24 protein-coding genes, 1 other RNA gene and 1 pseudogene are annotated in these 23,915 nt (G+C 72.6%); 3 read left to right on the forward strand and 23 right to left on the reverse strand.

Annotated features, from left to right (window positions below; genetic code table 11):
• Nucleotides 1–10: 10 nt before the first annotated feature.
• The 7 genes from nagB to AC3WT4_RS12735 form a co-directional block, all read right to left on the reverse strand.
• Complete coding sequence (gene nagB / locus AC3WT4_RS12705) at nucleotides 11–793, reverse strand: glucosamine-6-phosphate deaminase (RefSeq protein WP_492315602.1); 783 nt, start codon at nucleotides 791–793, stop codon at nucleotides 11–13.
• On the reverse strand, nucleotides 793–1,821 hold the full coding sequence (locus AC3WT4_RS12710) for an ROK family protein (RefSeq protein ID WP_492315603.1): 1,029 nt from the start codon (nucleotides 1,819–1,821) through the stop codon (nucleotides 793–795). The genes nagB and AC3WT4_RS12710 overlap by 1 nt, the downstream gene beginning before the upstream one ends.
• Nucleotide 1,822: 1 nt before the next feature.
• A complete protein-coding gene (locus AC3WT4_RS12715; protein WP_021481374.1) occupies nucleotides 1,823–2,755 on the reverse strand; it encodes a carbohydrate ABC transporter permease in 933 nt (310 codons plus the stop codon).
• Nucleotides 2,752–3,708 (reverse strand): carbohydrate ABC transporter permease, encoded by a 957-nt coding sequence (locus AC3WT4_RS12720; protein WP_021481373.1) that lies wholly within the window; start codon nucleotides 3,706–3,708, stop codon nucleotides 2,752–2,754. The genes AC3WT4_RS12715 and AC3WT4_RS12720 overlap by 4 nt, the downstream gene beginning before the upstream one ends.
• A gap of 156 nt (nucleotides 3,709–3,864) precedes the next feature.
• Nucleotides 3,865–5,175 carry an extracellular solute-binding protein gene (locus AC3WT4_RS12725; protein WP_108048709.1) on the reverse strand — a complete coding sequence of 437 codons (1,311 nt, stop codon included), beginning with the start codon at nucleotides 5,173–5,175 and terminating at the stop codon, nucleotides 3,865–3,867.
• Nucleotides 5,176–5,383: 208 nt separating this feature from the next.
• A complete protein-coding gene (locus AC3WT4_RS12730) occupies nucleotides 5,384–6,544 on the reverse strand; it encodes an ROK family transcriptional regulator (protein WP_051027709.1) in 1,161 nt (386 codons plus the stop codon).
• A 113-nt stretch (nucleotides 6,545–6,657) separates the two neighbouring features.
• Entirely contained in the window at nucleotides 6,658–7,584 is a 927-nt protein-coding gene (locus tag AC3WT4_RS12735; RefSeq protein WP_492315633.1) for a PfkB family carbohydrate kinase, read from the reverse strand.
• A 97-nt stretch (nucleotides 7,585–7,681) separates the two neighbouring features.
• Between AC3WT4_RS12735 and AC3WT4_RS12740 the strand changes: the two genes are divergently transcribed.
• The gene (locus AC3WT4_RS12740; RefSeq protein ID WP_492315604.1) at nucleotides 7,682–8,659 is read left to right on the forward strand and encodes a DUF4349 domain-containing protein; all 978 of its coding nucleotides are present in this window, start codon (nucleotides 7,682–7,684) and stop codon (nucleotides 8,657–8,659) included.
• Nucleotides 8,652–9,002, forward strand: a complete 351-nt coding sequence (locus AC3WT4_RS12745; protein ID WP_492315605.1) for a hypothetical protein — start codon at nucleotides 8,652–8,654, stop codon at nucleotides 9,000–9,002. Before AC3WT4_RS12740 ends, AC3WT4_RS12745 begins: the two co-directional genes overlap by 8 nt.
• Before the next feature lie 63 nt (nucleotides 9,003–9,065).
• On the opposite strand, the gene ssrA is transcribed toward AC3WT4_RS12745, so the two are convergent.
• From ssrA to AC3WT4_RS12825, 16 genes and pseudogenes are all read right to left on the reverse strand, one after another.
• Nucleotides 9,066–9,432, reverse strand: a transfer-messenger RNA (tmRNA) gene (ssrA, locus tag AC3WT4_RS12750).
• 146 nt (nucleotides 9,433–9,578) lie between these two features.
• Nucleotides 9,579–9,992 (reverse strand): hypothetical protein, encoded by a 414-nt coding sequence (locus tag AC3WT4_RS12755; RefSeq protein WP_021482408.1) that lies wholly within the window; start codon nucleotides 9,990–9,992, stop codon nucleotides 9,579–9,581.
• Nucleotides 9,993–10,111: 119 nt separating this feature from the next.
• Nucleotides 10,112–10,582 (reverse strand): SsrA-binding protein SmpB, encoded by a 471-nt coding sequence (smpB, locus tag AC3WT4_RS12760; protein WP_492315606.1) that lies wholly within the window; start codon nucleotides 10,580–10,582, stop codon nucleotides 10,112–10,114.
• A gap of 119 nt (nucleotides 10,583–10,701) precedes the next feature.
• Nucleotides 10,702–12,096 carry a peptidoglycan DD-metalloendopeptidase family protein gene (locus AC3WT4_RS12765; RefSeq protein ID WP_492315607.1) on the reverse strand — a complete coding sequence of 465 codons (1,395 nt, stop codon included), beginning with the start codon at nucleotides 12,094–12,096 and terminating at the stop codon, nucleotides 10,702–10,704.
• Nucleotide 12,097: 1 nt separating this feature from the next.
• Complete coding sequence (gene ftsX / locus AC3WT4_RS12770; RefSeq protein ID WP_061267705.1) at nucleotides 12,098–13,009, reverse strand: permease-like cell division protein FtsX; 912 nt, start codon at nucleotides 13,007–13,009, stop codon at nucleotides 12,098–12,100.
• Between the two features lie 269 nt (nucleotides 13,010–13,278).
• Nucleotides 13,279–13,959 (reverse strand): annotated as a pseudogene (gene ftsE / locus AC3WT4_RS12775) (cell division ATP-binding protein FtsE); the annotation flags it as partial.
• Between the two features lie 162 nt (nucleotides 13,960–14,121).
• Nucleotides 14,122–15,234, reverse strand: coding sequence for a peptide chain release factor 2 (gene prfB / locus AC3WT4_RS12780; protein WP_074810766.1), 1,113 nt, complete (start codon nucleotides 15,232–15,234; stop codon nucleotides 14,122–14,124).
• Between the two features lie 166 nt (nucleotides 15,235–15,400).
• Nucleotides 15,401–16,618 (reverse strand): WxL protein peptidoglycan domain-containing protein, encoded by a 1,218-nt coding sequence (locus AC3WT4_RS12785; RefSeq protein WP_074810714.1) that lies wholly within the window; start codon nucleotides 16,616–16,618, stop codon nucleotides 15,401–15,403.
• Between the two features lie 132 nt (nucleotides 16,619–16,750).
• Nucleotides 16,751–17,365, reverse strand: a complete 615-nt coding sequence (locus AC3WT4_RS12790) for a hypothetical protein (protein WP_108048791.1) — start codon at nucleotides 17,363–17,365, stop codon at nucleotides 16,751–16,753.
• A gap of 188 nt (nucleotides 17,366–17,553) precedes the next feature.
• Nucleotides 17,554–18,141, reverse strand: a complete 588-nt coding sequence (locus AC3WT4_RS12795) for a pilus assembly protein TadG-related protein (protein ID WP_492315608.1) — start codon at nucleotides 18,139–18,141, stop codon at nucleotides 17,554–17,556.
• Entirely contained in the window at nucleotides 18,138–18,611 is a 474-nt protein-coding gene (locus AC3WT4_RS12800; protein ID WP_492315609.1) for a TadE/TadG family type IV pilus assembly protein, read from the reverse strand. The genes AC3WT4_RS12795 and AC3WT4_RS12800 overlap by 4 nt, the downstream gene beginning before the upstream one ends.
• On the reverse strand, nucleotides 18,608–19,033 hold the full coding sequence (locus AC3WT4_RS12805) for a TadE/TadG family type IV pilus assembly protein (RefSeq protein WP_492315610.1): 426 nt from the start codon (nucleotides 19,031–19,033) through the stop codon (nucleotides 18,608–18,610). Before AC3WT4_RS12805 ends, AC3WT4_RS12800 begins: the two co-directional genes overlap by 4 nt.
• A 1-nt stretch (nucleotide 19,034) precedes the next feature.
• Nucleotides 19,035–19,250 (reverse strand): hypothetical protein, encoded by a 216-nt coding sequence (locus AC3WT4_RS12810; protein WP_492315611.1) that lies wholly within the window; start codon nucleotides 19,248–19,250, stop codon nucleotides 19,035–19,037.
• Nucleotides 19,251–19,404: 154 nt separating this feature from the next.
• Nucleotides 19,405–20,346, reverse strand: a complete 942-nt coding sequence (locus AC3WT4_RS12815) for a type II secretion system F family protein (protein WP_108048725.1) — start codon at nucleotides 20,344–20,346, stop codon at nucleotides 19,405–19,407.
• Nucleotides 20,343–21,203 (reverse strand): type II secretion system F family protein, encoded by an 861-nt coding sequence (locus AC3WT4_RS12820; protein WP_492315612.1) that lies wholly within the window; start codon nucleotides 21,201–21,203, stop codon nucleotides 20,343–20,345. The genes AC3WT4_RS12815 and AC3WT4_RS12820 overlap by 4 nt, the downstream gene beginning before the upstream one ends.
• 2 nt (nucleotides 21,204–21,205) lie before the next feature.
• Nucleotides 21,206–22,489 carry a TadA family conjugal transfer-associated ATPase gene (locus tag AC3WT4_RS12825; RefSeq protein ID WP_257417036.1) on the reverse strand — a complete coding sequence of 428 codons (1,284 nt, stop codon included), beginning with the start codon at nucleotides 22,487–22,489 and terminating at the stop codon, nucleotides 21,206–21,208.
• 200 nt (nucleotides 22,490–22,689) lie between these two features.
• Between AC3WT4_RS12825 and AC3WT4_RS12830 the strand changes: the two genes are divergently transcribed.
• Entirely contained in the window at nucleotides 22,690–23,913 is a 1,224-nt protein-coding gene (locus AC3WT4_RS12830) for a pyridoxal phosphate-dependent aminotransferase (protein ID WP_108048089.1), read from the forward strand.
• The last annotated feature ends 2 nt before the right edge of the window (nucleotides 23,914–23,915 follow it).

The following is a 23,915-nucleotide window of genomic DNA, read 5'->3' on the forward strand; positions in this document are numbered from 1 at the left end:
ACCCGTCGGGTCAGAGGCCCTGCCAGTCGGGCTTGGACGCGTACGTCTGGCGGTAGTAGTCGCCCAGCTGCAGGCGCGAGGCCGCCGCGTCGTCGACCAGGACCGTGGCGTGGGGGTGCATCTGCATGATGGTGGCGGGCCACATCGCGCTGATCGGACCCTCCACGAGCTGGTGCACCGCCTCCGCCTTGCCCTTGCCCGTGGCCAGCAGCACCAGGTGCCGCGCCGACATGATCGTGGCCAGACCCTGCGTCAGACAGTGCCGCGGCACCCGCTCCACGTCGTCACCGAAGAACCGCGCGTTGTCCTCACGCGTCTGGGCCGTCAACGTCTTGATCCGCGTGCGCGACGCCAGCGACGAGCCCGGCTCGTTGAACGCGATGTGCCCGTCCGTCCCGATCCCCAGGATCTGCAGGTCCACACCCCCCGCCCCCGCGATCGCGTCCTCATAGGCCGCGCACGCCGCCACCAGGTCCGCCGCGTTGCCGTCCGGCCCCTGCACCGCACCCGGGGCGAAGTCCACCCGCGAGGCGATCTCGGTCTCGATCACGTTGCGGTACCGCTCCGGATGATCGACCGGCAACCCCACGTACTCGTCCAGCATGAACGCCCGCACCCCCGCGAACGACAACCCGTCCTGCACATGACGACGCACCAGCTCGTCGTACACCTTCAACGGCGACGACCCCGTCGCCAACCCCAGCACCGACCCCGGCCCCGACCGCACCACCGCCTCCACGGCATCCGCAGCCAGCACCGCCAACCGCTCCGCCGGAGCGATCACGACCTCCATCACAACACCTTTCGACGGCCGACGAGGGCAGCACCCACGGCGGCGACCGGGACGTCCGACGGAGCGAGGGAGACCCGCTCCGACAGACGCAACGAGGACAGGAAGGGGGACGTGCTCGACTGCGCGTCGAGCGCGTCGCGGACCGCGTCCAGCAGCGGCTGGCCCAGCGCGGACACGCCGCCGCCGAGCACGACGTGGCGCACGTCCACCGTCAGCTCGAGGATCCGCACGGCGGAGGCGACGGCGGACGCGAACTCGTCCTTGATCCGGATCGCGTCCGGGTCACCCGCGGCCGCGGCCTCGAAGAGCTCGGCGGGGGCCGGCCGGCCGTGCCGGGACGGCCAGCGCGCCGACACGGCGGAGCCCGACGCGTAGACCTCCACGCACCCGCGCTGCCCGCACGCGCACTCCGGCCCGCGCGGGTCGATCGGGATGTGCCCGATCTCGCCCGCGGCACCGCTCACGCCCCGGCGCAGCTCGCCGCCGAGCACGATGCCGGCCGCGAGCCCGGTGCCGAGCGCGAGGAACGCCAGGTCCTCGCCCTCCGCGCCGCGCAGGTGCGAGGCACCGAGGGCGGCGACGTTGAGGTCGTTGTCGACCCGGACCGGGACACCGCCGAGCTCGGCGGACAGCGCCTCGGCGAGCGCGAAGCGTCCGCCCTCGATGCCGAGGTTCACCGCGTGCATGACGGAGCCGTCGGCGGGGTCCACCAGCCCGGGCACCCCGACGCCGACGCCCTCGACGTCCGCGAGGTCACCGCAGGCTCGCCGGACCACCTCGCGGACCGCGCGCGCAGCGCTGGACACGACGCCCTCCGGTCCACGCACCGTCGGCAGACGCAGCGTCTCGCGCGCGACCCCGTCGGGGCCGAGGAAGGCCGCCAGCACCTTGGTGCCGCCGATGTCGAGGCCCACCGCGCTCCCCGGGCCCACGGGGCCGCGTCGTGACGCGGCCCCGGGCCCGGGGCGTCCGGCCAGGGCTGCGGCCGCCTCGCCGTCGAGCGAGGCAGCCGTGCTCAGGTCGCTCACGTCAGCCCTTCACCGCACCCGAGACGAGGCCACCGGTCATCCGACCCTGGACGATGAGGAAGAACACCACGGCCGGGATGGCGATGAGCACCGAGCCGGCCATGAGCGCACCCCAGTTGGTCGCCTGGGTCGCCTGCTGGAAGGTCCGCAGCCAGACCGGCAGCGTCATGGCCTCCGGGCGCTGCATGATGATCAGCGCCATGACGAACTCGTTCCACGCCTGGATGAACGCGAAGACACCCGTCGCGACCAGCCCGGGGGCCAGGAGCGGGAAGGTGATCTTCCAGAACGCCTTGCCCCGCGAGCACCCGTCGATCATGGCGGCCTCCTCGAGGTCTGCCGGGACGCCGTTGACGAACCCGCGCAGCGTCCAGATCGTGAAGGGCAGCACGCCGGACACGTAGACGATCCCGAGCCCGACGATCGTGTTGAGCATCTGCCAGTTGTCGATGATCCGGAAGATCGAGATCATCATCGCCTCGCCCGGGATCATCTGGACCACGAGGATCGCGAGGATGAACGTCCGGCGACCCTTGAACCGGAAGCGCGTCACCGCGAGCGACGCGAGGAACCCGAGCACCATGGCGATGACGAGGGTGAAGAACGTCACCGTGAGCGAGTTGCCCATGGCCGGGATGAACGGGGCCCGCGTCTCGTCCGTGATCGCCGTGACGTAGTTGTTCAGCGTGAAGACGTCGGGCGTCGGGAAGAACTTCAGCTCCGTCCCGCGCACGAGGCTCGACGGCAGGAACGACGTGTTGATCATCCAGTAGACGGGGAAGACCGACGAGACGAAGACGATGATCGCCAGGATCGCGTAGCCGACGTTCGCGAGCTTCTTGCGCTGCTTCTCGCGGCTCACGCGAGGGGCGGTGCCCGCCGCGGGAGAAGCGTGCCGGACCGCGGCGCGGGGGGTGGTCTGGACGGTGCTCACAGTTCTTCCTCCCGGACCGTCTGGCGCACGTAGTAGAACGAGATGCCGAGCATGATGAACACGAAGATCACCGAGATGGCGCCGGCGAGACCGTAGTGCCCCTGGGCCATGCCCATCTGGTAGATGTACACGCCGATCGTGTTCGTCTTGTCGCGGTCGCCACCGACGCCCTGGAGGGCGTAGATCTGCGTGAAGACGCGCAGGTCCCAGATGATCGACAGCACGATGAGCACCGTGATGATGCTGCGGACGTACGGGACCATGATGAGCCGGAAGCGCTGCACCGGCGTGGCGCCGTCGAGCTGGGCCGCCTCCAGGACCTCGCCGGGGATCTGCGTCAGTCCCGCGTACATCGTGAAGGCGACGAACGGCACGGCGCCCCAGACGATGACGATCGTCGCGATGAGGAAGAACTGGAGCGGGTTGAGCAGCCACGAGTGGCCCATCCAGTTGTCGCCCGTGATCGCGGTCAGCAGGTTGTTGATGACGCCGTACTGGGTGTCGAAGATCCAGCCCCAGACGATGGTCGCGGCGAGCGCCGGCATGGCCCACGCCAGCAGCAGCCCGACCGAGACCAGCAGGCGGAAGCCCTTGCCGAGACGCATCATGAGCAGCGCGATGAGCGTGCCGAGCACCATGGTCAGGACGACGCACGCCACCATGAACAGGAAGCTGCGCAGGAGCACGGTCCAGAAGCCGTCCACGTCGGTGAGGACCTGGACGTAGTTGTCGAAGCCGACCCACTCGGCGGGCTGACCCATGAGCTGGGCCCGCTCGTACTTCTGGAACGACATGATGACGAGCCGCACGAGCGGGTATCCGACGAGGATGCCGAGCACGACGAGGCTGGGGACGAGGAGCGTCCACGGCAGGATCGGTGGACGCCGCTTCTTGGGTGGCCGCACGGGCGCGCCGGAGCGCTCGGTGCGGGGTTCGAGGGTGGTTGAGCTCATTTCCTCACTCCGTCAGGGGTTGCGCGGTGGTGCGCAGGCGACGTGCCTCCGGGGCCCGTCATGGGAAGGGGTGGGGGCTCCGGCGAAGGAGTCCCCACCCCTGACGGCTCGAGCCTCCGACGGTGCCTGGCGGTCACCAGGCACCGTCGGACCGGCTCAGCTGTTGAGGATCGACTCGATCTTCGCGTCGAGCTCCTCGGCGACCGTCTGCACGTCGTCGCCGTTGGCGAGCTTCGTGAAGGCGCTCTGGAGCACGTTCTGCGCCTCGACGTCGGCCCACTTCGGGGACGCCGGGGTGAGGCGAGCGTTCTGTGCCGCCTCGACGCCCGCCTGGGCGATCGGGTTGTCCTGCGGCACCTCGCTCGCGAGGGACTTCTTCGCCGGGATCATGTTCGCCTGGGCGAGGATCGTCTGGTACTCGTCGCTCATCATGATCTCGAACGCCTTGTACGCGAGGTCCGGGTTGTTGGACTTCGCCGCGACGGCGATGTTCGAGCCACCGGCGAACACGGCCGCCGGCTCACCCGCGGTCTTGCCGGGCAGCGGGAACGCCGCGAGGTCGGAGCCGTAGGTCTCGAGGCACCCGGGGGTCACCTTCGGGTCGTCGGGCGTCGCCGAGGTCTTGATGGTGCCGGCGATCCACGTCGGGGCCGACACGTAGGCCACCTGGCCCTCGCAGAACGGCACCTGGAGGTCGGTCTCCTGACCGTCCTTCGGCGCCAGCGACGCCTTGGTCATGAGGTCCTGGACCTGCGCGAGGCCGGCGAGGCCGCCCTCCGAGGAGAACCCGGCCTCCCACTCGCCGTCGTCGTTCTGCTCGGCGATGAAGCCGCCGTTCTCCCAGACGAAGGGAAGGGCGTTGTACCAGTCCTGGCCGGGCCAGTAGACGCCGGAGACCGTGTCCGTCTTGAGCGACTTCGCGGTCTCGACGTACTCGTCGAGAGTGGTCGGGACCGGCGTGGAGCCGGTGACCTGCGGCGTGTAGAACACGGCGCGCGAACCGGCGTAGTAGGGCAGCGCGTAGTGCTTGCCCTCCCAGTCGCCGGCCTCGACGAAGCCGCCGAGCAGGTCGTCGCCGCCGAGGGACTGGAACTCGTCCTCGGTGATCTCACGGAAGAAGCCTGCGGACGTGAAGGCCGGGGACTGCGTGTTGCCGACCTCGACGATGTCCGGGCTGTCGGACCCGGAGAGCGACGTGGTGAGCTTGTCGACGAGGCCGGTCCAGGACTGCTCCTCGATCGTGAGGGTGCTGCCCGGGTTCTCCTCCTCGAACGTGGTCGTGAGGTACTCGCGCGCGGCGTCGGGCGTGTCCGACCCGTTGAGCCAGACGCGGATGTCGCCGGAGGCGGACTCGCCGTCGCCGGAGCCGTTGTCCTCGCTCCCGCCGCCGGTGCTGCAGGCGGTCAGCGCGAGCGCCAGGGTGATCGTCGACGCCACGGAGGCGACGACGAGACGGTTCCTCTTCACTGGGTGCTTCCTCTCGGTGATTCTTGGTGGTGGCGGCGACGCCCCCACCGGAGGTGTGGCAGGAGTCCTGCGTAATCGAGCGTGTGCAGGGGTGCTGCTGTGTTACAGCGTTCCTGGGGGTGCTGCACTGGGGGTCCCAGGAGGTCTGAGGGGCGGGTCGTGGCCCGCGCCCCGGTCGGGCAGAGAGGTCAGGCGGAGCGTCGTCGGCTCACGAGACCCCCAGCTGTCCGGAGAGGACGAGGACGGCGGCCCCAGCGAGGACGACGTCTTCGTCGAGCGTGGCCATCCGCACCTGCAGCCCGCTGCCGATGACCGGCATGGTGCGGGAGCGGATGGTCTCGAACGCCGACTCGCGCAGGGGTCCGTCGAGCAGGTCCGCCGGACCGCTCACGAGCACCTCCGCGAGGTTGAGCGCACTGACGACAGGGGCCAGGGCGATGCCCAGCGTCCTGCCCACCGACGCCAGCACGGCGTCGGAAGCCTCGGTGTCGAGCCCGTCCACCGCGCGGCGCAGCGCCGGCACGGACAGCACGGTCTCCAGGCAGCCGCGGCGCCCGCAGGCGCACGGCTCGCCGTCCTCGACCACGGTCACGTGGCCGAGCTCGCCGGCGGCGTCGGCGTGCCCGTGCACGCGTGCGCCGTCGACCATGATGCCGGCACCCACGCCCTCGCCCACGGTGAGGACGAGCAGGCCGTCGCCGGCCGCTCCCCCGAACGTGAACTCGCCGAGCGCGGCGATGTTCGCGTCGTTGGCGACGTGGACCGCGAGCCCGAGCCGCTCCGTGAGCTGCGCGGCGAGCGGGACGTCGTACCAGCGCCGGTTCGGCGCCTCGATGACCCGGCCCTCGGCGTCGACGACGCCGGGCGACCCGATCCCCACGCCGATGACCGGCTGGGTCGCGGACGCGATGAGGCCGCGGCAGAACCGCATGAGGAGGTCGACGAGCTCGGTCCCGGTACGGCCGTCCACGGCGAGGCTCTGCCGGACGACGAAGTCGCCCGTGAGCGTGACGACGGCGCCGCGCAGGACCTCGTCGTCGGTGAGGTCGACGGAGACGATCTGGTAGGCGCTCGTGCGCATCCCGACGAGGATCGCCGGCTTGCCGACGCGCTGGCCCGGGCGCACGCCGAGCTCCTCGACCAGGCCCTCGGCGATGAGCACGGACACCAGGTCCGAGATGGTCACACGAGTGAGGGACGTGGCGCGCGCGAGGTCGGCGCGCGACGTGGGTCCCTCGTGGAACAGGTGCTGCAGCACGAGCGACCGGTTGTGGGCCCGAGCGTGCTCGGGGAGCACCTTCGAGGTCGGCCTGAGCCCTGTGCTCAGTCGCCTCCTCGGTGCGCCGGTGCCGGTGACTGCCGTTGTCATGTTTGTTAGTAGACTGCCTTTACTAAGTGGCTGTCAACTCCCTCCCGGCTTCGTGACCGAAATGTAGCCGAGGAGGCCACGACGCGGGACCTTGGTCCCACGGCCGCCGCTCGTCAGGGAGCCGCGGCGATCCAGCCCCGCGCGCCGGCGTGCTCGACCGAGCGGGACGCGACCCGCACGGCGTCCTCCAGCGCTAGGCGCCACGACGACCCGCGCGCCACCGCCGCGGCGAACGCGCCGTGGACCACGTCGCCCGCACCCAGCGTGTCGACGACGGCGCCCGGCCGAGGGACCGCGACCTCGTACCTCTCCCCCGCGTCGAGCACCTCGACGGGCAGCGGACCACGGGTCCGCGCGACGAGCCTCGGCCCGAGCGCGGCGACGACGTCGAGCACGTCGTCCGTCGCGACGCCGGGCGGCCGGAAGTCCGCGGACACGACCACGGCGTCGCACAGCCCGATCATCGCGGGCGCGTCGGGCTTCCAGGAGCCCCCGTCCAGCACGACGACGCACCCGCGCTCCCGCGCGCGGCGCGCGACCCGGAGCGCGAGCCCGGGGTGGTGCCCGTCGAGCAGCAGGACGTCCCCGGGGCCGAGCGCGTCCAGGAGGTCCGCCGCGCGCCCCGGCACGACGAGCGGCGCGTCCGCGAGGTCGTCGAAGCCGGACGCGTTCGTGCTCACGACCGCACGCTCCCCGGTCGCGCGGGTGACGAGCACGGTCGAGACCGCGGGCTGGGCATGCCCTGCCGCACCGTCGGCGGCGTCGACGAGCGCGACGCCCGACGCCTCGAGCTCGGACCGCACGACCGCGGCGAGAGGACCGTGGCCCACGGCGGTCACGAGGGTCGTCGGGACGCCGAGCGCGACGGCGGTCGCCGCGGCGTTCGCGGCCGGGCCGCCGAACGTCGCGGCGAGGGACCGCGCGACGACCTTCTCGTCGGGTCCGGGCAGGGCGTCGACGACCTGGACGACGTCGAGGGTCACGAGTCCGCAGCACACCAGCACGCGCCCATCCTCGCGCGCGGACCGGCGCGTCCGCACGGCGCCGGGCGGCGGTCGGATCACGGTCAGTTCACAAGACGGTCACGATGTGGGTGCGGCTGTCCGGTTCGCGCGGTTGGCCCCCTACCCTCGCAGCATGCGGACCACTCGCCCTCTCGCCGTCGTCGCCGCGCTGGTCCTCGGCGGCGCGCTCCTGGCCGGCTGCTCCGCGACGCCGGGAGCCGGCGACGCTGCCCTCGACTCCGGCGCGGGGTCCGAGGCGGCGGTGGTCGACGGCACCGACACCTCGTCCGGCGCCTCGGCCGGTATCGCGCCCGGCGACGAGGACGCCGTGGTCGAGGCGGACCGCGAGATCGTCACCACCGGCTCGGTGACCGTCGTCGCGAAGGACCCGTCGGCGGCCGCCGAGCAGGTCGCCGAGCTCGCGGAGAGCGCGGGAGGTCGGGTCGAGAGCCGTCGGCAGTCCGAGCCCGAGGGCGAGGCGCGGCCCACGGCCGAGCTGACGGTGCGCGTGCCCGCGGCCCAGACGACCGCGACCGTGGACGCTCTCGGCCAGGTCGGCGAGGTGCGCGACCTCGCGATCGAGGCGGTCGACGTGACCGGCACGGCGCGCGACCTCGACGCCCGCGTCGCGGCGCTCACCACGTCGGTCGAGCGGCTGCGCACCCTCATGGGCGACGCCGCGACAACCGCGGACCTGCTCGCCGCCGAGCAGGAGCTCACGACCCGCCAGGCGGAGCTCGAGTCGTTGCAGTCGCAGCGCGCCGCGCTCACGGACCAGGTGTCGATGTCGACGCTGCACGTCACGGTCGTGCACGTGGCGCCGACCGAGCAGCTCGCGCCCGGCGGCTTTCTCGGCGGGCTGCAGAACGGCTGGAACGCTCTGCTCACGACGCTGAACGGCCTGGTCGTCGTCCTCGGCGCCCTGCTCCCGTGGCTCGTCGTCGCCGGTCTCGTGCTGCTCGTCGTGCGCTGGGTGCTGCGCCGGGTGCGCCGTCGTGCGCAGGACGGCGGCGCTCCCCCGGCCGACGACGGCGGCACGGCACCGGACGACGACCCGGGGGCGCCGTCCTCCGGGCGGGCTCCGCTCGTCGGGGCGTCCGCCCGTGACTGAGCCCGTCGCTCGCGAGGGCACCGGGCGGGTCGCGCGCCTGTGGGCCGACGACGTGGGCACGGCCCGGCTCGCCGGGCACCTCGTGACGCGCGTGTGCACGCACTGGGACACGGTCGGGCCGCAGACGTTCCCCCGGCACGTCAACCCGGAGCCGCGCGTGCAGTGGCGGGCCCACCTCGACGGCCCGGACGGCGACGACGAGGACCTGTACAGCGACGACCCCGGCGCGCCCCCGCTCCCTCGTGACGACGACGCCCGGCTCGAGGTGAGGGGGCGACGGCTGCGGCTCGAGTGGCTCGAGGGCGACGAGGGGGCGGCGGCCTGGGAGCGCTACGGCTGGTGACCGGACCGGGTGCCGGTACGACGACGGCCCGCACCCCGAGAGGGGTGCGGGCCGTCGCCGCAGGGGTGGAGGTGCGGGGAATCGAACCCCGGTCCGGTGACGCCGATCGAGGACTTCTCCGGGCGCAGTCTGCTGTCGTTTTTCTCGGCCCCCGCACTCACGCAGACAAGATGCGGACGGGCTCAGTCACCTGAAAGTCCCCGCAGCCCCGGTGACGAGGACTGCGAGCAGTGGCTCTCTAGATGACGCCAGGATCCGAGTCGAGAGCTAGCTCGGGCTGACGGACTTCGGGGCTCGCTCAGGCGGCGAGGGCGAAGTCGGTGCGCTTGTTATCGGCACCTGTGTTTTGCAGACATCGTTTACGAGATAAGCCTGCATCCTCGGCCCGCTTCTCCTCGAAGCACGACCACCGTCGAAACCGATCACCCCCTGTGCAGTTGTCAAGCACTGCGCGGCGCCCGGGCGGACCCGGACCTCGTGCAGCAGGCCCAGCCTACGCGATCAACGCCGTGCCCCGCACGGATATTTCCGCGCGGCCGGGTACCGGCGGTCTCGCCGCCGGTACCCGCGTCGCGGCTACTTCTTCCGGCTCAGCGAGTCGACGAGCAGCCCGCCGGCGATCCCGAGCAGGAACACGTCCTTGGCGAGCCCGGTCCCCTGCTCGGTGGGGCGGACACCGTCCTCGCGCGTCATGCCCGGGGTCTTGAGGTACATGCCCACGAGGCCGGCCGAGAAGACGCCCAGCCCGACGGCGACGAGCCCGGTCGGGACGAAGGGCGCCACGAGCGCCGCGCCGAGCGCGATCTCGGCGGTCGACAGGGTCTTGGTGAACTGCTTCGGCTCGACGTCCCCGAGGAACGAGTACGTGCCGGCGGCCATCCCGTGCAGTCCCTGCGCGGTCTCCTCGTCGGCACCGCGCTTGCTCAGGCCGGAGTTGAGGATGTACGCCCCCGCCGCGAGGCGCGGGATGTACTGGCGGAGCTTGACCATGGGGCCTCCTGGTTCGCGGTCGTCGTCTCGCCCTCGACCGTACGTCGAGGGCGACCGCGTCACCAGCGGGTGGGGCCGGCGTCGGGCACCCGTCTCCGTGCGGGACCCCGCGCGAGGCGTCAGCGCAGCTCGCGCTGCCGCATGGCGCGCTGCGCCTCGCGGTTGTCCTGCTTCTCGCGGAGAGCCTGGCGCTTGTCGTACTCCTTCTTGCCGCGCGCGAGCGCGATCTCGACCTTGGCGCGGCCGTCGAGGAAGTACAGCGCGAGGGGCACGATCGTGTGCCCCTTCTCGCGCGTCTTGGACTCCAGGCGCAGGATCTCCTCCTTGTGCAGGAGCAGCTTGCGCTTGCGCCGCGGGGCGTGGTTGTTCCACGTGCCCTCGGTGTACTCGGGGATGTGGACGTTCTCGAGCCAGGCCTCGTCGCGGTCGACCGCGACGTAGCCGTCGACGAGCGACGCCCTGCCCATCCGCAGCGCCTTGACCTCGGTCCCGGAGAGCACGATCCCCGCCTCGTACACGTCCTCGATCACGTAGTCGTGGCGTGCCTTGCGGTTGCTGGCGACGACCTTGCGGCCGCTGTCCTTCGCCATCCGTGTCCTACCGTCCTTCGTCGCTGTCGGTGCTGTCCCCGGGATCCGAGGCGTTCGTCCGGGCGCCCCAGCGTACGGGTGCCCGACGACGCCTGGTACCGATTATCCCCCGGGTGCGGTCAGCGCAGCACGGACATCGGGTCGATCGTGGACCCGTTGACGTACACCTCGAAGTGCAGGTGGCACGCCCCCGAGAGGCCGGTGTTGCCCGAGTACCCGATGACGTCGCCCTTGTTGACGGTCCGGCCCGACGACACCGCGAAGCGCGTGAGGTGGTTGTAGCTCGTCATGAGGTTCTTGCCGCCCACCGTGCCGTGGTTGATCAGCACCTGGTTGCCGAACCCGTTGCGCCACTGGGCGTGGACGACGGTCCCGGGCCCGGACGCCATGATCGGTGTGCCGCAGTAGGCCCGCAGGTCGGTCCCCGCGTGCAGGCGGTAGTAGCCGAGGATGGGGTGCAGCCGCATCCCGTAGCTCGACGTGACGTAGGGCACCGCCGTCGGGTACGACAGGAAGCTCGAGATGCTGCCGCGGTCGCCGCCGGAGGACGAACCGCCACCCCCGCCGCCGCCCCCGCCGGAGGACGACCCGCCGCCACCGCCGCCACCGCCACCACCGGACTGCTGGCTCTGCTGCTGGCGGCGCGCCTCCTCCTCGGCGGCCTTGCGGTCACGCTCGGCCTGCTCCGCGATGATGCCCTTGATCTCGCTCTGCAGGGACAGCTGCGCGGCCTCGTTCTCGGCGACCTTCGCCTCGGCCGCGGACTTGCGCTCCTCGATCGTCGCCTTCTTGGCCTGCTGGTCGACGATGAGCTGCTCGACCTCGGCCTTGCGGTCCGCCGCGGCCGTGCGTGCGGCCTCCGCGGCGACGAGGTTCTCGTCCGCCTGCTGCTTGAGGTCGGTGACCGTCTCGCGCACCGCCTGGAGGCGCGCCTCGCGGTTGCGCGACACGGACTCCGCCTCGAGGAGCTCCTGGAGCGAGCGGGACTGGCTGCGTGCCGCCGTCGAGGAGACGGCGTACTCCGCGATGAACTCCTCGGTGCTCTGCGCACCCGTGACGATGCCGAGGCTCGAGACGTCGCCCTGACCGCGGTACGCCCGACGCGCCATCTCGGCGATGCTCGACTTGGCGTCGGCCACCTCGGTCGCACCGCGCTCGATCTCTGCGCTGATCGCGGCCTCCTGGCCCAGCGCGTCCTCGAGCCGCTGCGCGAGCAGCTCCGCCTCGCGCTGCGTCCGCTCGACCTCGGCCTGGGCGGCGTCGAGCTCGGCCTGCGCGACGGGCAGCCGCGCCTCGATGGCCTGGAGGTCCACGACGGCCTGGGCGAGCGCCGAGTCCGTGTCCTCGAGCTCGGACTGGAGCTGCTCGCGGCTGCCGAGGATCTCGGACTGGCGGCGCTCCGCCGCGGCGCGGCGGTCGTCGATGTCGTCGGCGGACGCCGAGGCGACACCGCCCACGAGGAGCAGGGTCGTGGCGATCAGAGCCGCTGTCGCGCGGCGGAGGTCCCGGGTCATCTCACACCCTCGTGTGGCGGTTGAGCGTGACGACCGAGGACACGGCCGCCAGCAGGAAAGCGATCCCGACGAGCACGGGTGCGATGCGCAGCACGTCCGCCTCGTCGACGTAGGCCACCCACGTCACGGACTGGGACAACCAGTCGGTGACGAGGTACTTCACCCCGACCCAGAGCCCGCCCACCGCGAGGACCGCCCCGAGCACGGCGGCGATCGCCCCCTCGAGGAGGAAGGGGAGCTGGATGAACAGGTTCGACGCCCCGACGAGCCGCATGATGCCCGTCTCGCGCCGTCGGCTCAGCGCGGAGAGGCGGATCGTCGTCGTGATGAGCAGCACGGCGGCGAGCAGCATGACCGCCGCGAGGCCGGCCGCGAGCAGCGACGCGCGGTTGAGCGCGAGGAAGAGCGAGTCGAAGATGCGGCGCTGGTCCTCGACCACCTCGACGCCCGGCCGCCCCGTCACGACGTCGTTGACGACCTCGTAGTTCTCCGGGTTGGTGAGCTTGAGGCGGAAGGACGCCTGCATGTCGTCGACCGTGAGCTGCGTGCCGAGGTACCCGTCGGGGTAGCGCTCGGTGAACGCCGCGAACGCGTCGTCCTTGGACTCGAAGTACACCGTCTGGATCTCGTCGCCGAGCTCGGTGTCGAACAGGTCCTCGATCGCCGCGATCTGCTCGGGCGTGGCCTCGCCCGCCGCGCACGTGGGCGACGGCGACCCGGCCGGGCACAGGAAGACGGACACCTCGACCTTGTCGTACCAGTCGTCCTTGAGCTTGCCGATCTGCGCCTGGAGCAGCAGGGACGACCCGACGAACGTCAGCGAGACGAAGGTGACGAGCACGACGGAGACCGCCATGGAGACGTTGCGCCGCAGGCCCTGGCCGAGCTCCGCGAGGATGAACTGGAGTCGCACGCCGCTCACTCCCCCGCGGTCGCGTCGACGTGACGACGCGTCGAGCGTCGCCGGGGCAGCGGCGTCCGGCCGGGCGCGTCCACCACGGGCGTCGCACCGGTCGTCGCGCCGGGCGTCGACGCCTGGTCCGCGGCCACGGCGGGGGCCTGCCCGGACCGGGACGCCGGGTCGGGCGCCGTGGTCGGGCGCGCCGCGCGTCGCACGACGGCGGTCGGCGCCGACTCGGGTGCCGCGGCGGGGGTCGTCGGGTCGGGGATGACCTGGCCGCGCGCGCCGTACGACCCGTGCGCCTGGTCGCGCACGAGCGTGCCGGTGTCCAGCTCGACGACGCGACGGCGCATCTGGTTGACGATCTCCTCGTCGTGCGTCGCCATGACGACGGTCGTGCCGGTGCGGTTGATGCGGTCGAGCAGGCGCATGATCCCGAGGGACGTCGTGGGGTCGAGGTTCCCGGTCGGCTCGTCGGCGAGCAGGATCGGCGGGCGGTTGACCATCGCGCGCGCGATGGCGACGCGCTGCTGCTCACCACCGGAGAGCTCGTGCGGGCGGCGCTTCTCCTTGCCGGCGAGCCCCACCATCTCGAGCGTCTCGGGCACCGTGATGGCGATGGTGTGACGCGGCTTGCCGATCACCTGGAGCGCGAAGGCGACGTTCTCGAACACCGTCTTGTTCGGCAGCAGGCGGAAGTCCTGGAAGACCACCCCGATCTGGCGGCGCAGCTTGGGGACGTTCCAGCTCGACATCGACCCGAGGTCGCGACCCGCGACGAAGACCTTGCCCTTCGTCGGGCGCTCCTCGCGCAGGACGAGGTGCAGGCACGTCGACTTGCCGGAGCCGGAGGCACCGACGAGGAAGACGAACTCGCCGCGTCGGACCTCCAGCGACACGTCGTCGACGGCCGGCCTCGCGCCGCGCGCGTAGACCTTGGTGACGTTCTCGAAGCGGATCACAGCGGCACGTTCCTCGGGTCGGGGGTCGATCCGTGGACGAACGAGGTTCGTCGCACGATCCCGAGGGTAGGCATGCGTCTTCGGCCCGACGGGGCGGACACGCCGCACCCGGGTGCATCGATCCGTTGCTCGGATCAATCGGCCCGGGGCGGCCGAGGAGGATCAGGCCTCCTTCTGCACCCCACGGCGCCAGCGGATCCCGGCCTCGATGAAGTCGTCGATGTCGCCGTCGAACACCGCCGAGGGGTTGCCCACCTCGTGCTCGGTGCGCAGGTCCTTGACCATCTGGTACGGCTGCAGCACGTAGGAGCGCATCTGGTCGCCCCAGCTCGCCTTGATGTCGCCCGCGAGCTCCTTCTTCTTCGCGTTCTCCTCCTCCTGGCGCACGAGCAGCAGGCGGGACTGGAGCACGCGGAGCGCGGCGGCGCGGTTCTGGATCTGCGACTTCTCGTTCTGCATCGAGACGACGATGCCCGTCGGGATGTGCGTCATGCGCACCGCGGAGTCCGTCGTGTTGACCGACTGCCCGCCCGGGCCCGAGGACCGGAACACGTCGACCTTGATCTCCGACTCCGGGATCTCGATCGAGTCCGTCTGCTCGATGAGCGGGATCACCTCGACCGCGGCGAACGACGTCTGGCGGCGGCCCTGGTTGTCGAACGGCGAGATGCGCACGAGGCGGTGGGTGCCCGCCTCGACCGACAGGTGGCCGAAGGCGTACGGCGCCTTCACCTCGAACGTCGCGGACTTGAGCCCGGCCTCCTCCGCGTAGGACGTGTCGAGGACGGTCGTCGGGTAGCCGTGGCGCTCCGCCCAGCGCAGGTACATGCGCAGCAGCATCTCGGCGAAGTCGGCCGCGTCCACGCCGCCGGCGCCCGCGCGGATCGTCACGACGGCCTCGCGCGCGTCGTACTCGCCGGCGAGCAGGGTGCGGACCTCGAGCTGGTCGAGGTCCTTGCGGATGGCGGCGACCTCGTTCTCGGCCTCGACGAGGGTGTCCTCGTCCTCCATCTCCTGGCCCATCTCGACCAGGGTCTCGACGTCGGCGATGCGCTGCCCGAGCTTCTTCACCCGGTCCAGCTCCGACTGCGCGGCGGAGAGCGCCGACGTCACCTTCTGCGCGGCGTCCGGGTCGTCCCACAGGTCGGGCGCCGACGCCTTCTCCGAGAGGTCCGCGATCGTCGCGCGCAGCTCCTCCGGGTCGCTCACGCTCTCGATGGAGTCGAGCGTGCTCCGCAGCGCCTTGATCTCGGACGGGAAGTCGATGGTGGCCACGAGGTTCAAGGTTACGCGACCCCGCGCGCGGTCGGCGCCGTCGTGCAAGGTCACGGCGAGGGTTCCGCGCGGGGTCTCCTCGCGAGGTCCGCGCGCGGGACCGCCGCGGGGTTCGGCGCGGGGGTTCGGCGCCGTCGGGCGAGGCCCGCCCGACGGCGCGTCGCCGTCAGTCCTTCGTGCCGCCCTGCGCGCCGGACCCGCCCGTGCTCGACGACGCCGGCTCGGTGGTCGTGGCCTGCTGGCGGCCCTCGTCGCGCGCCTTCGCGAGCATCGCCTCGAGACGCTGGCGCCGGCGTCGGCGGTCGTCCCGCACCCCGAGGATCACGACGACGACGATCGCGAGGAGCAGGAGCTGCGGCCACGGGACCGCCCACGTGGTCACGGTGACCGTGACCGGGTCGAGCGGCGCGTCGACCTGGTCCTCGCCGACGACCGTCGGCGTCACGGTGATCGTCGTGCTCACCGGTCCGAGCGGCCAGACGTCGGCGAACGCGACCTTGCTCCGCAGCGAGCCGCCCGGCAGGACCTCGCCGAGCGGTTCCGCGGCGGCCTCGTCGACGAGGGCGCCGAAGAGGGCGGACGTCGCGACCTGGCCCTCGGCGCCGAGGCGCACGTTGCCGTCGTTGGCGACGTCGTAGGAGACGGTGAGGTCGCCCGCGGCGAACGGGTTCCACGACGGCGCGTAGGACGCCTTGACGTCCTGGACGGCGAGCGCGGGCTGGATCTCGCCCGTGACGCGGGTCGTGACGCGGAACCCGACGCGGCTCTCGACGCCGACGCTCGTGCCGCCCTCGCCACCGCCCGTGCTCGTGACCGACGCGGCGATGCCGGCCGGGTGGTCACCCGGGGTCGCGTTCTCGGGGACCGTGATCGTGTACGGGACGACCACCGTCTCCTTGGGGCCCACCTCCACGGTGTCCTGGACCGTGAACCACGTCCCCGCGTCGGTGGACTCCTGGTCCGAGGAGAGCATGTTGAAGCGCCCGTTGTCGGTGAGGTATCCGTCCGCGGCCTTGAGCGCGAACGTGGCCGGCACGTCGCTGAAGTTCGAGACGGCGATGTGCTCCTCGACCGTCGTGCCCGGGTCGGCGACGAGGTCGACACCGCGGCGCCCGTCGGGACCGTTCGCGTCCGCGGGCTTGGCGCCCCACGTGATGCGGTCGTCCGTGTCGAGGGGCAGCGTCGTCGGCAGGGCGCTCGCGACGTCGGCCTGCGCGCTCGGGGCGGCGGCGTGCGCGCTCGTGGCAGCGGTCGTCGCGGACGCGGCGAGCGGCGTCGCGGGCAGGAGGCCGACGGCGAGGGCCGTCGCGGCGAGGACGAGACGGCGCCCGCGACGGCGGGACGGGGACCCGGTGCGGGCAGGGTGCGTTGGTGCGGGGATCACGCAGGGGCTTCTCTCCGTACGACGACGGGTCGCCCGCCCCGCACGACCGTGGTCGTGCGGGACGGTGCGACCCGTCGTGTGACTACTCGGTCGGTGCCCGGTCGAGACCGGTCACCGGGACGTCGGGACGGCTCAGTCCTCGAACAGGGACAGCGTGATGGTCGAGTTGTACGCGCCCGGCGCGACGTCCTCGCCCGTCCGCAGCGTGAGGTTCGCGCCGGCGGTCCAGGAACCGGGGTTGACCTCGGTCGAGTCGAACGTCGAGACCAGGAGCTCCTGGTCGACGAGACCCGGGCCGTCCTCGAGGGAGGGCTCGACCGGCTCGCCCTCGGAGACCAGGCCGGTGTCGCCACCGTCGACGAGGGTCGGGGCCCAACCGAGGTTGTCAGCGCCGATCTCGCCCGCGTCGCCCGTGAAGGCCGACGCGTTGCCCAGCACGTACCAGTAGGCGCCCTCGGGCACCTCGGTCCGCGTGTCGGTGACGGTGACCTCCGGGAGCGCGCCGTTGAACTCGCGCGTGCCCTCGACCGACGACTCGTCGGCCTCGGTCAGCGTGGTCGAGCTCGAGGCGACGGTGAGGGCGAGGTTGCCCGGCTCCACGTTGGACTCGATCTCGACGGAGACGTCGACGTTCGTGTCGTCGCCCACCTGGTCGGCGGAGGCAGCGGACGCGAGGGCGACCGTGCCGATGAGCATCGCGCCGAGGGCACCCCCGGCGACGAGCTTCTTCGTTGCTCGTGCGTTCATGTTGTAGCTCTCCATCGTTGGAGTTGTTGTCGGACCGGATCACCATAGCGGCGAACCCAGGGTTTTGACAGGGTCGAAACAGAAGTGGCCATCCAAAGTTAAGAAAGTGAACAAAGGCGCGGGAGCGCGCTCACGCGACGTTGCGACATTCCTTCCCTGGACGTTCTTCGTCGAACAGCAACAGGTGCTCACCACGCTCTGGCACGTGACTCTGCACGCACGATGATGCCATCACTCCACGCCTCGGTCACCCAGCTGATCATCGCGGGTCGTGCCCGCGCGGCGAGGGTGACCGACGCCGTGCGCCCGTCGCCGGTCGACGCGTCGGTCACCACGACGTCGCTCAGGCCCGCGAGCGCCGCCGGGTTCCGGTCGAGGTAGTCGTCGACGTCCGCCCGGATCCCGGCGTCCGTGAGCGTGAGGACGGCGTCCTCGACCGGTGGCGCTGCGCCGCCGGAGTAGAACGTCTGGTGGGTCATCGAGTCGGCCGCAGAGAGCGCGAGCGCGTCGGCGAGCTCGTAGAGCCGCTTGCGCTCGAGGTGCACCTGCGTCGCGCTCACCACGACCGTGACGAGGAGGAGGGCGAACGCGACGAAGGCGCTCGTGAGGAGCAGGATGCGGCCGTCGTCCTCGCTCCCGCTCGGTCCGCGGAGGCGCGCGACGAGCGTCAGCGACCCACGCCCGCCCGCCGGGAACCGCTGCCCGGGACCCGGACCACGAGCGGGACGCGGACAGGGACCGGGTGGTCGTGCGCTCTCGGGAGTCCGGGCGCTCACGGTCGCCGCGCCGCGTAGGCGTCGACGGACGCGACGTGCTGCGCCTCGACGGGGACGGAGAGGGGGACGACCCCACGGACGAACTCCGGCACGAGCGGGAGCGGCACGTCGAGCCGGACGTGCGCCGTCACCTCACCGCCCGGCTCCAGGCAGGGCAGCGACGAGCACGCGATCGTCAGGCCGTCCGAGGTCGGGGCGAACCCCTGGTCGCCGAGAGCGAGGCCCACCGCCGCTGCGGCGAGCCGGGCGCCGTCGTCGGACGACGGCGCGGTGACGAACGCGCGCGCCGCCTCGCGAGAGGCGCCCTCCACGGCGAACGCCGCGGCCTGCAGCCGGCCGACGGTGAGCACGAGATACAGGACCGGCAGGAGGAGGACGAGCGCGACGCCCAGGAACTCCACGACCGCGCTCCCCCGGTCCGCGTGCGGCCCCGTCAGCCTCGAGCGGATCCGGAGGAGCAGGTGCCTCACGGAGCCTCCTCCAGGGCGTGACCGCGGACGGTGAGCGCTCCTGCCGGGCCGAGCAGCCCGACGACCGGGAGCGGCGCGGTGACGGTGACCTCGACGACCGGGAGACCGTCCACGACCGTCTGGCGCGCGACGACGTCCTGCGCGTAGCGCGCCGAGAGCGCGGACCCGACGAGGTCGCGCGTGCGGTCCGCGCCGTCGTGCGGGCCACGGTCCGCCCGGCCCGCGACGCGGGCGCCTTCCGCCGCGCAGTCCACCAGCGTCGCGCGCACGTGGACGGCGAGCGCGACCTGGACCACACCGAGGAACAGGACGAGGACGAGGACGGAGACGAGGGTGAACTCGACGACGGCGGAGCCCTGCTCACGGTCCTCGACGCCGGCCCCCGGACCGACGCCGGCTCCCGGACCACCGCGACGGCCCACCTCAGGGGGCGCCGACGCTCGAGATCGCGTTGCTGAAGGCCTCGATCAGCGCCGGTCCCGCGACGGCCCACAGGGCGATCACCAGTCCCGCCGTCATCAGGGTGATGAGCACCCAGCCCGGCACGTCACCGCGTTCCCGGTCCTGTCCGGCCAGCCGCCCGAGCGCGCCCCGCGCTGCGGCACGCACGGCCTGGTTCCCTCGGCTCCACCCCTGCATGGTTCTCCTTCGTCGTCGGTCGATCGGTCGTGCCGGACGGTCGTGTCGGGCGTTCGTGTCGGGCGTTCGTGTCGGGCGTTCGTGTCGGGCGTTCGTGTCGGGCGTTCGTGTCGGATGTTCGTGCCGGATCGTGGGGGACGTTCGTGGCTGCTTCTCAAAAGCCCAGCTGCAGGGTCGCCAGCGACGGGAAGACGGCGTAGACCACCGTCACGGGGAGGATGAGGAAGACGACCGGGACCATCATCACGACCTCTTTCCTGCCGCCCGCCTCCATGAGCGCGCGGCGACCCGACTCGCGCACGTCCTGCGCCTGCGCCCGCAGCACGTCGGCGAGCGGGGTCCCCCGTTCGACGGCCACCGCGACCCCCTCCGCGAAACGGGTGAGGCTGGGCAGCCCGGTGCGGTCGGCGAGCTGCTCGAGCGCCCGCGCGAGCGGCGTCCCGGCGCGCACGGCCGCGAGCGTCGTGCGCAGCTCGCCGGAGAGCTCGCCGTGCGCGGTCGTCGCGACGCGCTCGAGCGCGGCGACCGGTCCTTCCCCCGCGTTCACCGCGAGCGCGAGGAGCTCCGCGACCGTGGGGAACTCGGCGAGCATGCGCTCCTCCCGACGCCGCACGGCGCGGGTCAGCGCGTGGTCGCACGCGAGCACCCCGCCGACGCCGCACAGCAGCACGAGGACCACCAGCGCGGCGACCGCCGACCCCCGCGTCGCCGCGAGCAGCACGGCGAGCGCCGTCCCGCCGCCGAGCCCGACGACGCCCCACACGAGCTGCCGAGCGCGGAACTGCTCGACGCTGCGGCCACGCCCGGCGCGGTCGAGGCGGCGCCGGACGTCGGACGCCGTCGAGCCGAACCGTTCCAGCGCGCGGCCCGCGTCCGCGAGCAGCGGCGCGAGGAGTCGTTCGAGGGTCGGGAAGGGGGATCGGACGGGGTGGTCGCGCAGCAGCACCGACGTGCGGTCGTGCGTGCGCAGGTAGGGCGCGAGCCGCTCGTCGAGGCGGATCGCCCGCCCCCGGAGCCCGGTGACGACGAGGAGGACACCCAGCCCACCGAGCGCGCCGATCGCGGCGCCGGTCCAGGAGACGTCGACGACGCTCATCGCAGCACCCGCTCTTCCTCGGGCAGCCGCCCGATCCGCAGCATGAGCTGGTACGCCGTCGCGGAGCAGGCCGCGCCGGCGGCGAGGACGACCGCCCCCGTCATCGAGTTGTAGGCGGCCGCCGTCTCCGGGCGCGTCGCGAGGAAGCCGAGCACGACCCACGGGCCGGCGACCGCGAGCCGTGCCCCGTTCACGGTCCACGACTGACGCGCCTCGAGCTCACCGCGCGTGCGGGCGTCCTCACGCAGGAAGGTCGAGAGGGTGCGCAGGAGGCGACCCAGGTCGGTGCCGCCGACGTCCCGCGTGATCCGGAGCGCCTCGACGATACGGTCTGCGACCGGGTCCGCGAGCCGGTCCTTGAGCAGGTCGAGGCACTCCCCGAACCGGCCGGACGCGCGGTAGTCCCGCGCGAACTGGGTGAACGGCTCGCGCAGCTCGACCGGACCGCGCTCGCCGAGCTGACCGACGGCCTCGGGCAGCGACAGCCCCGCCCGCACGCCCGAGGACAGATGGTCGAGCACCTCGGGCCAGACCTCCCGCAGTCGCGCACGCCGCCGACGCGCGCGGGACCGCACGAGGAGCGCCGGTGCTCCCGCGGCGAGCACGGCGAAGCACGTCGCGATCGTCCAGGACCGCGCGAGCACGGCCCCGACGAGGAGCACGACGAGCCCGACACCGACGCTCGCGACCACCAGGGCGCTCGGCGTCACCGCCGGTGCACCGGCCTGGACGAGCAGGTCCTGGGTGCGCGCCGCCCACCCGTCGGCACGCTGCACGCGCGGGGGCCCGGGCGCCCAGAACGACCACCAGACGCAGAACAGCCCGGCACCGAGGAGCAGGCCCACCGCCACGCCCACAATCAGCCCACCCTCGTCGGCGCGGCGCCGTCGAGCACGTCGGCACCGGTCGGGCCCGGCCGCAGGACCGCTGCCAGGTCGATGCCCGCGCGGGCGAAGCGGTCGGCGCGCGGCGGGAAACCGCCCGCGCGCACCAGGCGGTCGCCCGAGCGGACGAAGATCTCCGCGGCCTCCACGACGCCCTGCTCGACGCGCCCCGTCACACCGAGGATCTCGCGCACACCGCGACGCCCGTCGGCATCGACGCCCAGGTGCACGACGAGGTCGATGGCGGACGCGACCGTCGGCACCACGAAGCGGTCCGACACGTTCTCGCCCGCGAGCAGGGGCAACGTGCACATCTTGGTGATCGCCTCCCGCGCGGAGTTCGCGTGGATCGTGCACATCCCCGGAACCCCGGCGTTCAGCGCGACGAGCAGGTCGAGGCTCTCCGCCTCCCGGACCTCGCCGATGACGATGCGGTCCGGGCGCATGCGCAGCGCCTCCTTGACCAGGCGCCGCAACGGGATCTCCCCCGTGCCCTCGAGGCTCGGCTGCCGGCACTGGAGGGACACGACGTCACGCACGGCGAAGCGCAGCTCGAACACCTCCTCGCACGTGACGACGCGCTGCGCGGGCGGGACGGACCCGGCGAGGGCGTTGAGCATCGTCGTCTTGCCGGCCTGCGTGGCCCCCGCGACGAGGATGTTCAGCCCGGCCCGCACGGACGCGTCGAGGAACGCCGCGGCCTGGGGCGGGAGCGCGCCGAGCCGGACCAGGTCGTCGAGGTGCGACGCCCGGACGACGTGCTTGCGGATGTTCACCGCCCATTCGCTGCGCGTGACGTCGGGGATGACGACGTGCAGCCGCTCCCCGCCCGGGAGGCACGCGTCGACGAACGGGCTCGACAGGTCGAGCCGACGCCCGGAGGACCGCAGCATCTGCTCCACGAGGTCGCGCACCTGCTGCGCCGTGAGGATCGTCGTCGTCAGCTCCGACGCCCCGCCGCGCGCCACGAACACCTGGGAGGGTGCGTTGATCCAGATCTCCTCGATCTCCGGGTCGTCGAGGTACGGCTGGAGCGGCCCCAGACCGGCGACGGCGTCGACGACCGCGCGACCGGCGGCGGCCGGGTCGGCGAGGGGCGCGACGGCCCCGAGCGCGCTGCGCGTCTCGTAGTCCGCGACGACGTCGCGGACGAGCTGGTCGACGGCCGCGCGGTCGCGCGCGGGGTCGACCCCGCGCCGCCGGACGAGCTCGCGCACCTCGCCCTCGAGCACGCCGACGGCGTGCGTGTCCGTAGACATGTCGAGCATTCCCCCTGCTCCGTCGGCCGGCTGCCCCGCCGGTCGTCAACGATCTGCGCCAGAGAGTAGGGCATGGACGCGCCCCCGTGAACCGCCCCTGTGGACAAGGTCGCGGGCGCCCCGGAATCGCGCGCCACCGAAGGGGGGACCGCGCTCCCGGCGTCCCACATCGTGGTCGTCGCGACGGCTAGGGTCGGGCCATGACGGACCTCCCGCCCGGCCGCTGGCAGGCCGCCGCACGCGCCACGGGCCTGCTCGGCGCCGACGGTGCGGTCGCGGCGACGATCTTCGCGGAGATGACGGCGCTCGCGCAGCGCACCGGGGCGATCAACCTCGGGCAGGGCTTCCCCGACGTCGACGGCCCGCTCGCCGTGAAGCACGCCGCGGTGCGCGCGATCGAGGACGGCCACAACCAGTACCCGCCGGGCCCGGGCGTCCTCGCGCTGCGCAACGCCGTCGCGAGCCACCAGTTCCGCCACTACGGCCTGGACCCCGACCCGGAGACCGAGGTGCTCGTGACGACGGGCGCGACCGAGGCGCTCGCGGCGACGATCCTCGCGCTCGCCGGGCCGGGCGACGATGTCGTGACGCTGGAGCCGTTCTACGACTCCCACGCCGCGTGCATCGCGCTCGCGGGCGCCCGGCACGTCACGGTCCCCCTGCTCCCCGGGCCCGACCGGTTCCGGCTCGACGTGGACGCGCTGCGCGCGGCCGTCACCGACCGCACGCGCCTGATCGTCGTGAACTCGCCGCACAACCCGACGGGCACGGTGCTCGACCTCGACGAGCTCGACGCGATCGCCGCCGTCGCGCGCCGTCACGACGCCGTGGTCGTCACGGACGAGGTGTACGAGCACCTGACGTTCGACGACGCCCGGCACGTGCCGATCGCGACCCTGCCGGGGATGCGGCAGCGGACGATCACCATCTCCTCGGCCGGCAAGACGTTCTCGTTCACGGGCTGGAAGGTCGGGTGGCTGCACGGGCCCGAGCCGCTCGTGACGGCTGTCCGCACGGTGAAGCAGTTCCTCACCTACACGTCGGGCGCGCCGTTCCAGCCCGCGATCGCCGACGCGCTCGCGGACGACGAGACCCCGCGTGCGCTCGCCGACTCGCTCGCCGCGCGCCGGGACCTGCTGTGCGAGGGCCTGGTCCGCGCGGGGTTCGATGTCGTCGTGCCGCAGGGCACGTACTTCGTCATCGCCGACGGCGCGCCGCTCGGGTTCGAGGACGGCACCGCGCTGTGCCGCGGGCTGCCCGCCCTCGCAGGCGTCGTGGCCGTCCCCGTGAGCGCGTTCTGCACCCCGGGGTCGAGGACGGCGCGCGCGCTCGCGTCGCGCGTCCGGTTCACGTTCGTCAAGCGCGAGGACGTCCTGCACGAGGCCGTGCGGCGCCTGGCCGCGCTCGGCGCGTCGCGGCCCTGAGC

It is taken from the genome of Cellulosimicrobium sp. EB106-03-01-XG111 (assembly GCF_058792115.1).

Bases quoted from the DNA above. Each gene is read 5' to 3' on its own strand.
- AC3WT4_RS12765 (WP_492315607.1), bottom strand. From the start codon at position 12,096: ATGACCCGGGACCTCCGCCGCGCGACAGCGGCTCTGATCGCCACGACC.
- AC3WT4_RS12810 (WP_492315611.1), bottom strand. From the start codon at position 19,250: ATGCAGGGGTGGAGCCGAGGGAACCAGGCCGTGCGTGCCGCAGCGCGG.
- AC3WT4_RS12755 (WP_021482408.1), bottom strand. From the start codon at position 9,992: ATGGTCAAGCTCCGCCAGTACATCCCGCGCCTCGCGGCGGGGGCGTAC.
- AC3WT4_RS12815 (WP_108048725.1), bottom strand. From the start codon at position 20,346: ATGAGCGTCGTCGACGTCTCCTGGACCGGCGCCGCGATCGGCGCGCTC.
- smpB (WP_492315606.1), bottom strand. From the start codon at position 10,582: ATGGCGAAGGACAGCGGCCGCAAGGTCGTCGCCAGCAACCGCAAGGCA.
- AC3WT4_RS12790 (WP_108048791.1), bottom strand. From the start codon at position 17,365: ATGAACGCACGAGCAACGAAGAAGCTCGTCGCCGGGGGTGCCCTCGGC.
- AC3WT4_RS12830 (WP_108048089.1), top strand. From the start codon at position 22,690: ATGACGGACCTCCCGCCCGGCCGCTGGCAGGCCGCCGCACGCGCCACG.
- AC3WT4_RS12720 (WP_021481373.1), bottom strand. From the start codon at position 3,708: ATGAGCTCAACCACCCTCGAACCCCGCACCGAGCGCTCCGGCGCGCCC.
- AC3WT4_RS12740 (WP_492315604.1), top strand. From the start codon at position 7,682: ATGCGGACCACTCGCCCTCTCGCCGTCGTCGCCGCGCTGGTCCTCGGC.
- AC3WT4_RS12825 (WP_257417036.1), bottom strand. From the start codon at position 22,489: ATGTCTACGGACACGCACGCCGTCGGCGTGCTCGAGGGCGAGGTGCGC.
- AC3WT4_RS12730 (WP_051027709.1), bottom strand. From the start codon at position 6,544: ATGACAACGGCAGTCACCGGCACCGGCGCACCGAGGAGGCGACTGAGC.
- nagB (WP_492315602.1), bottom strand. From the start codon at position 793: ATGGAGGTCGTGATCGCTCCGGCGGAGCGGTTGGCGGTGCTGGCTGCG.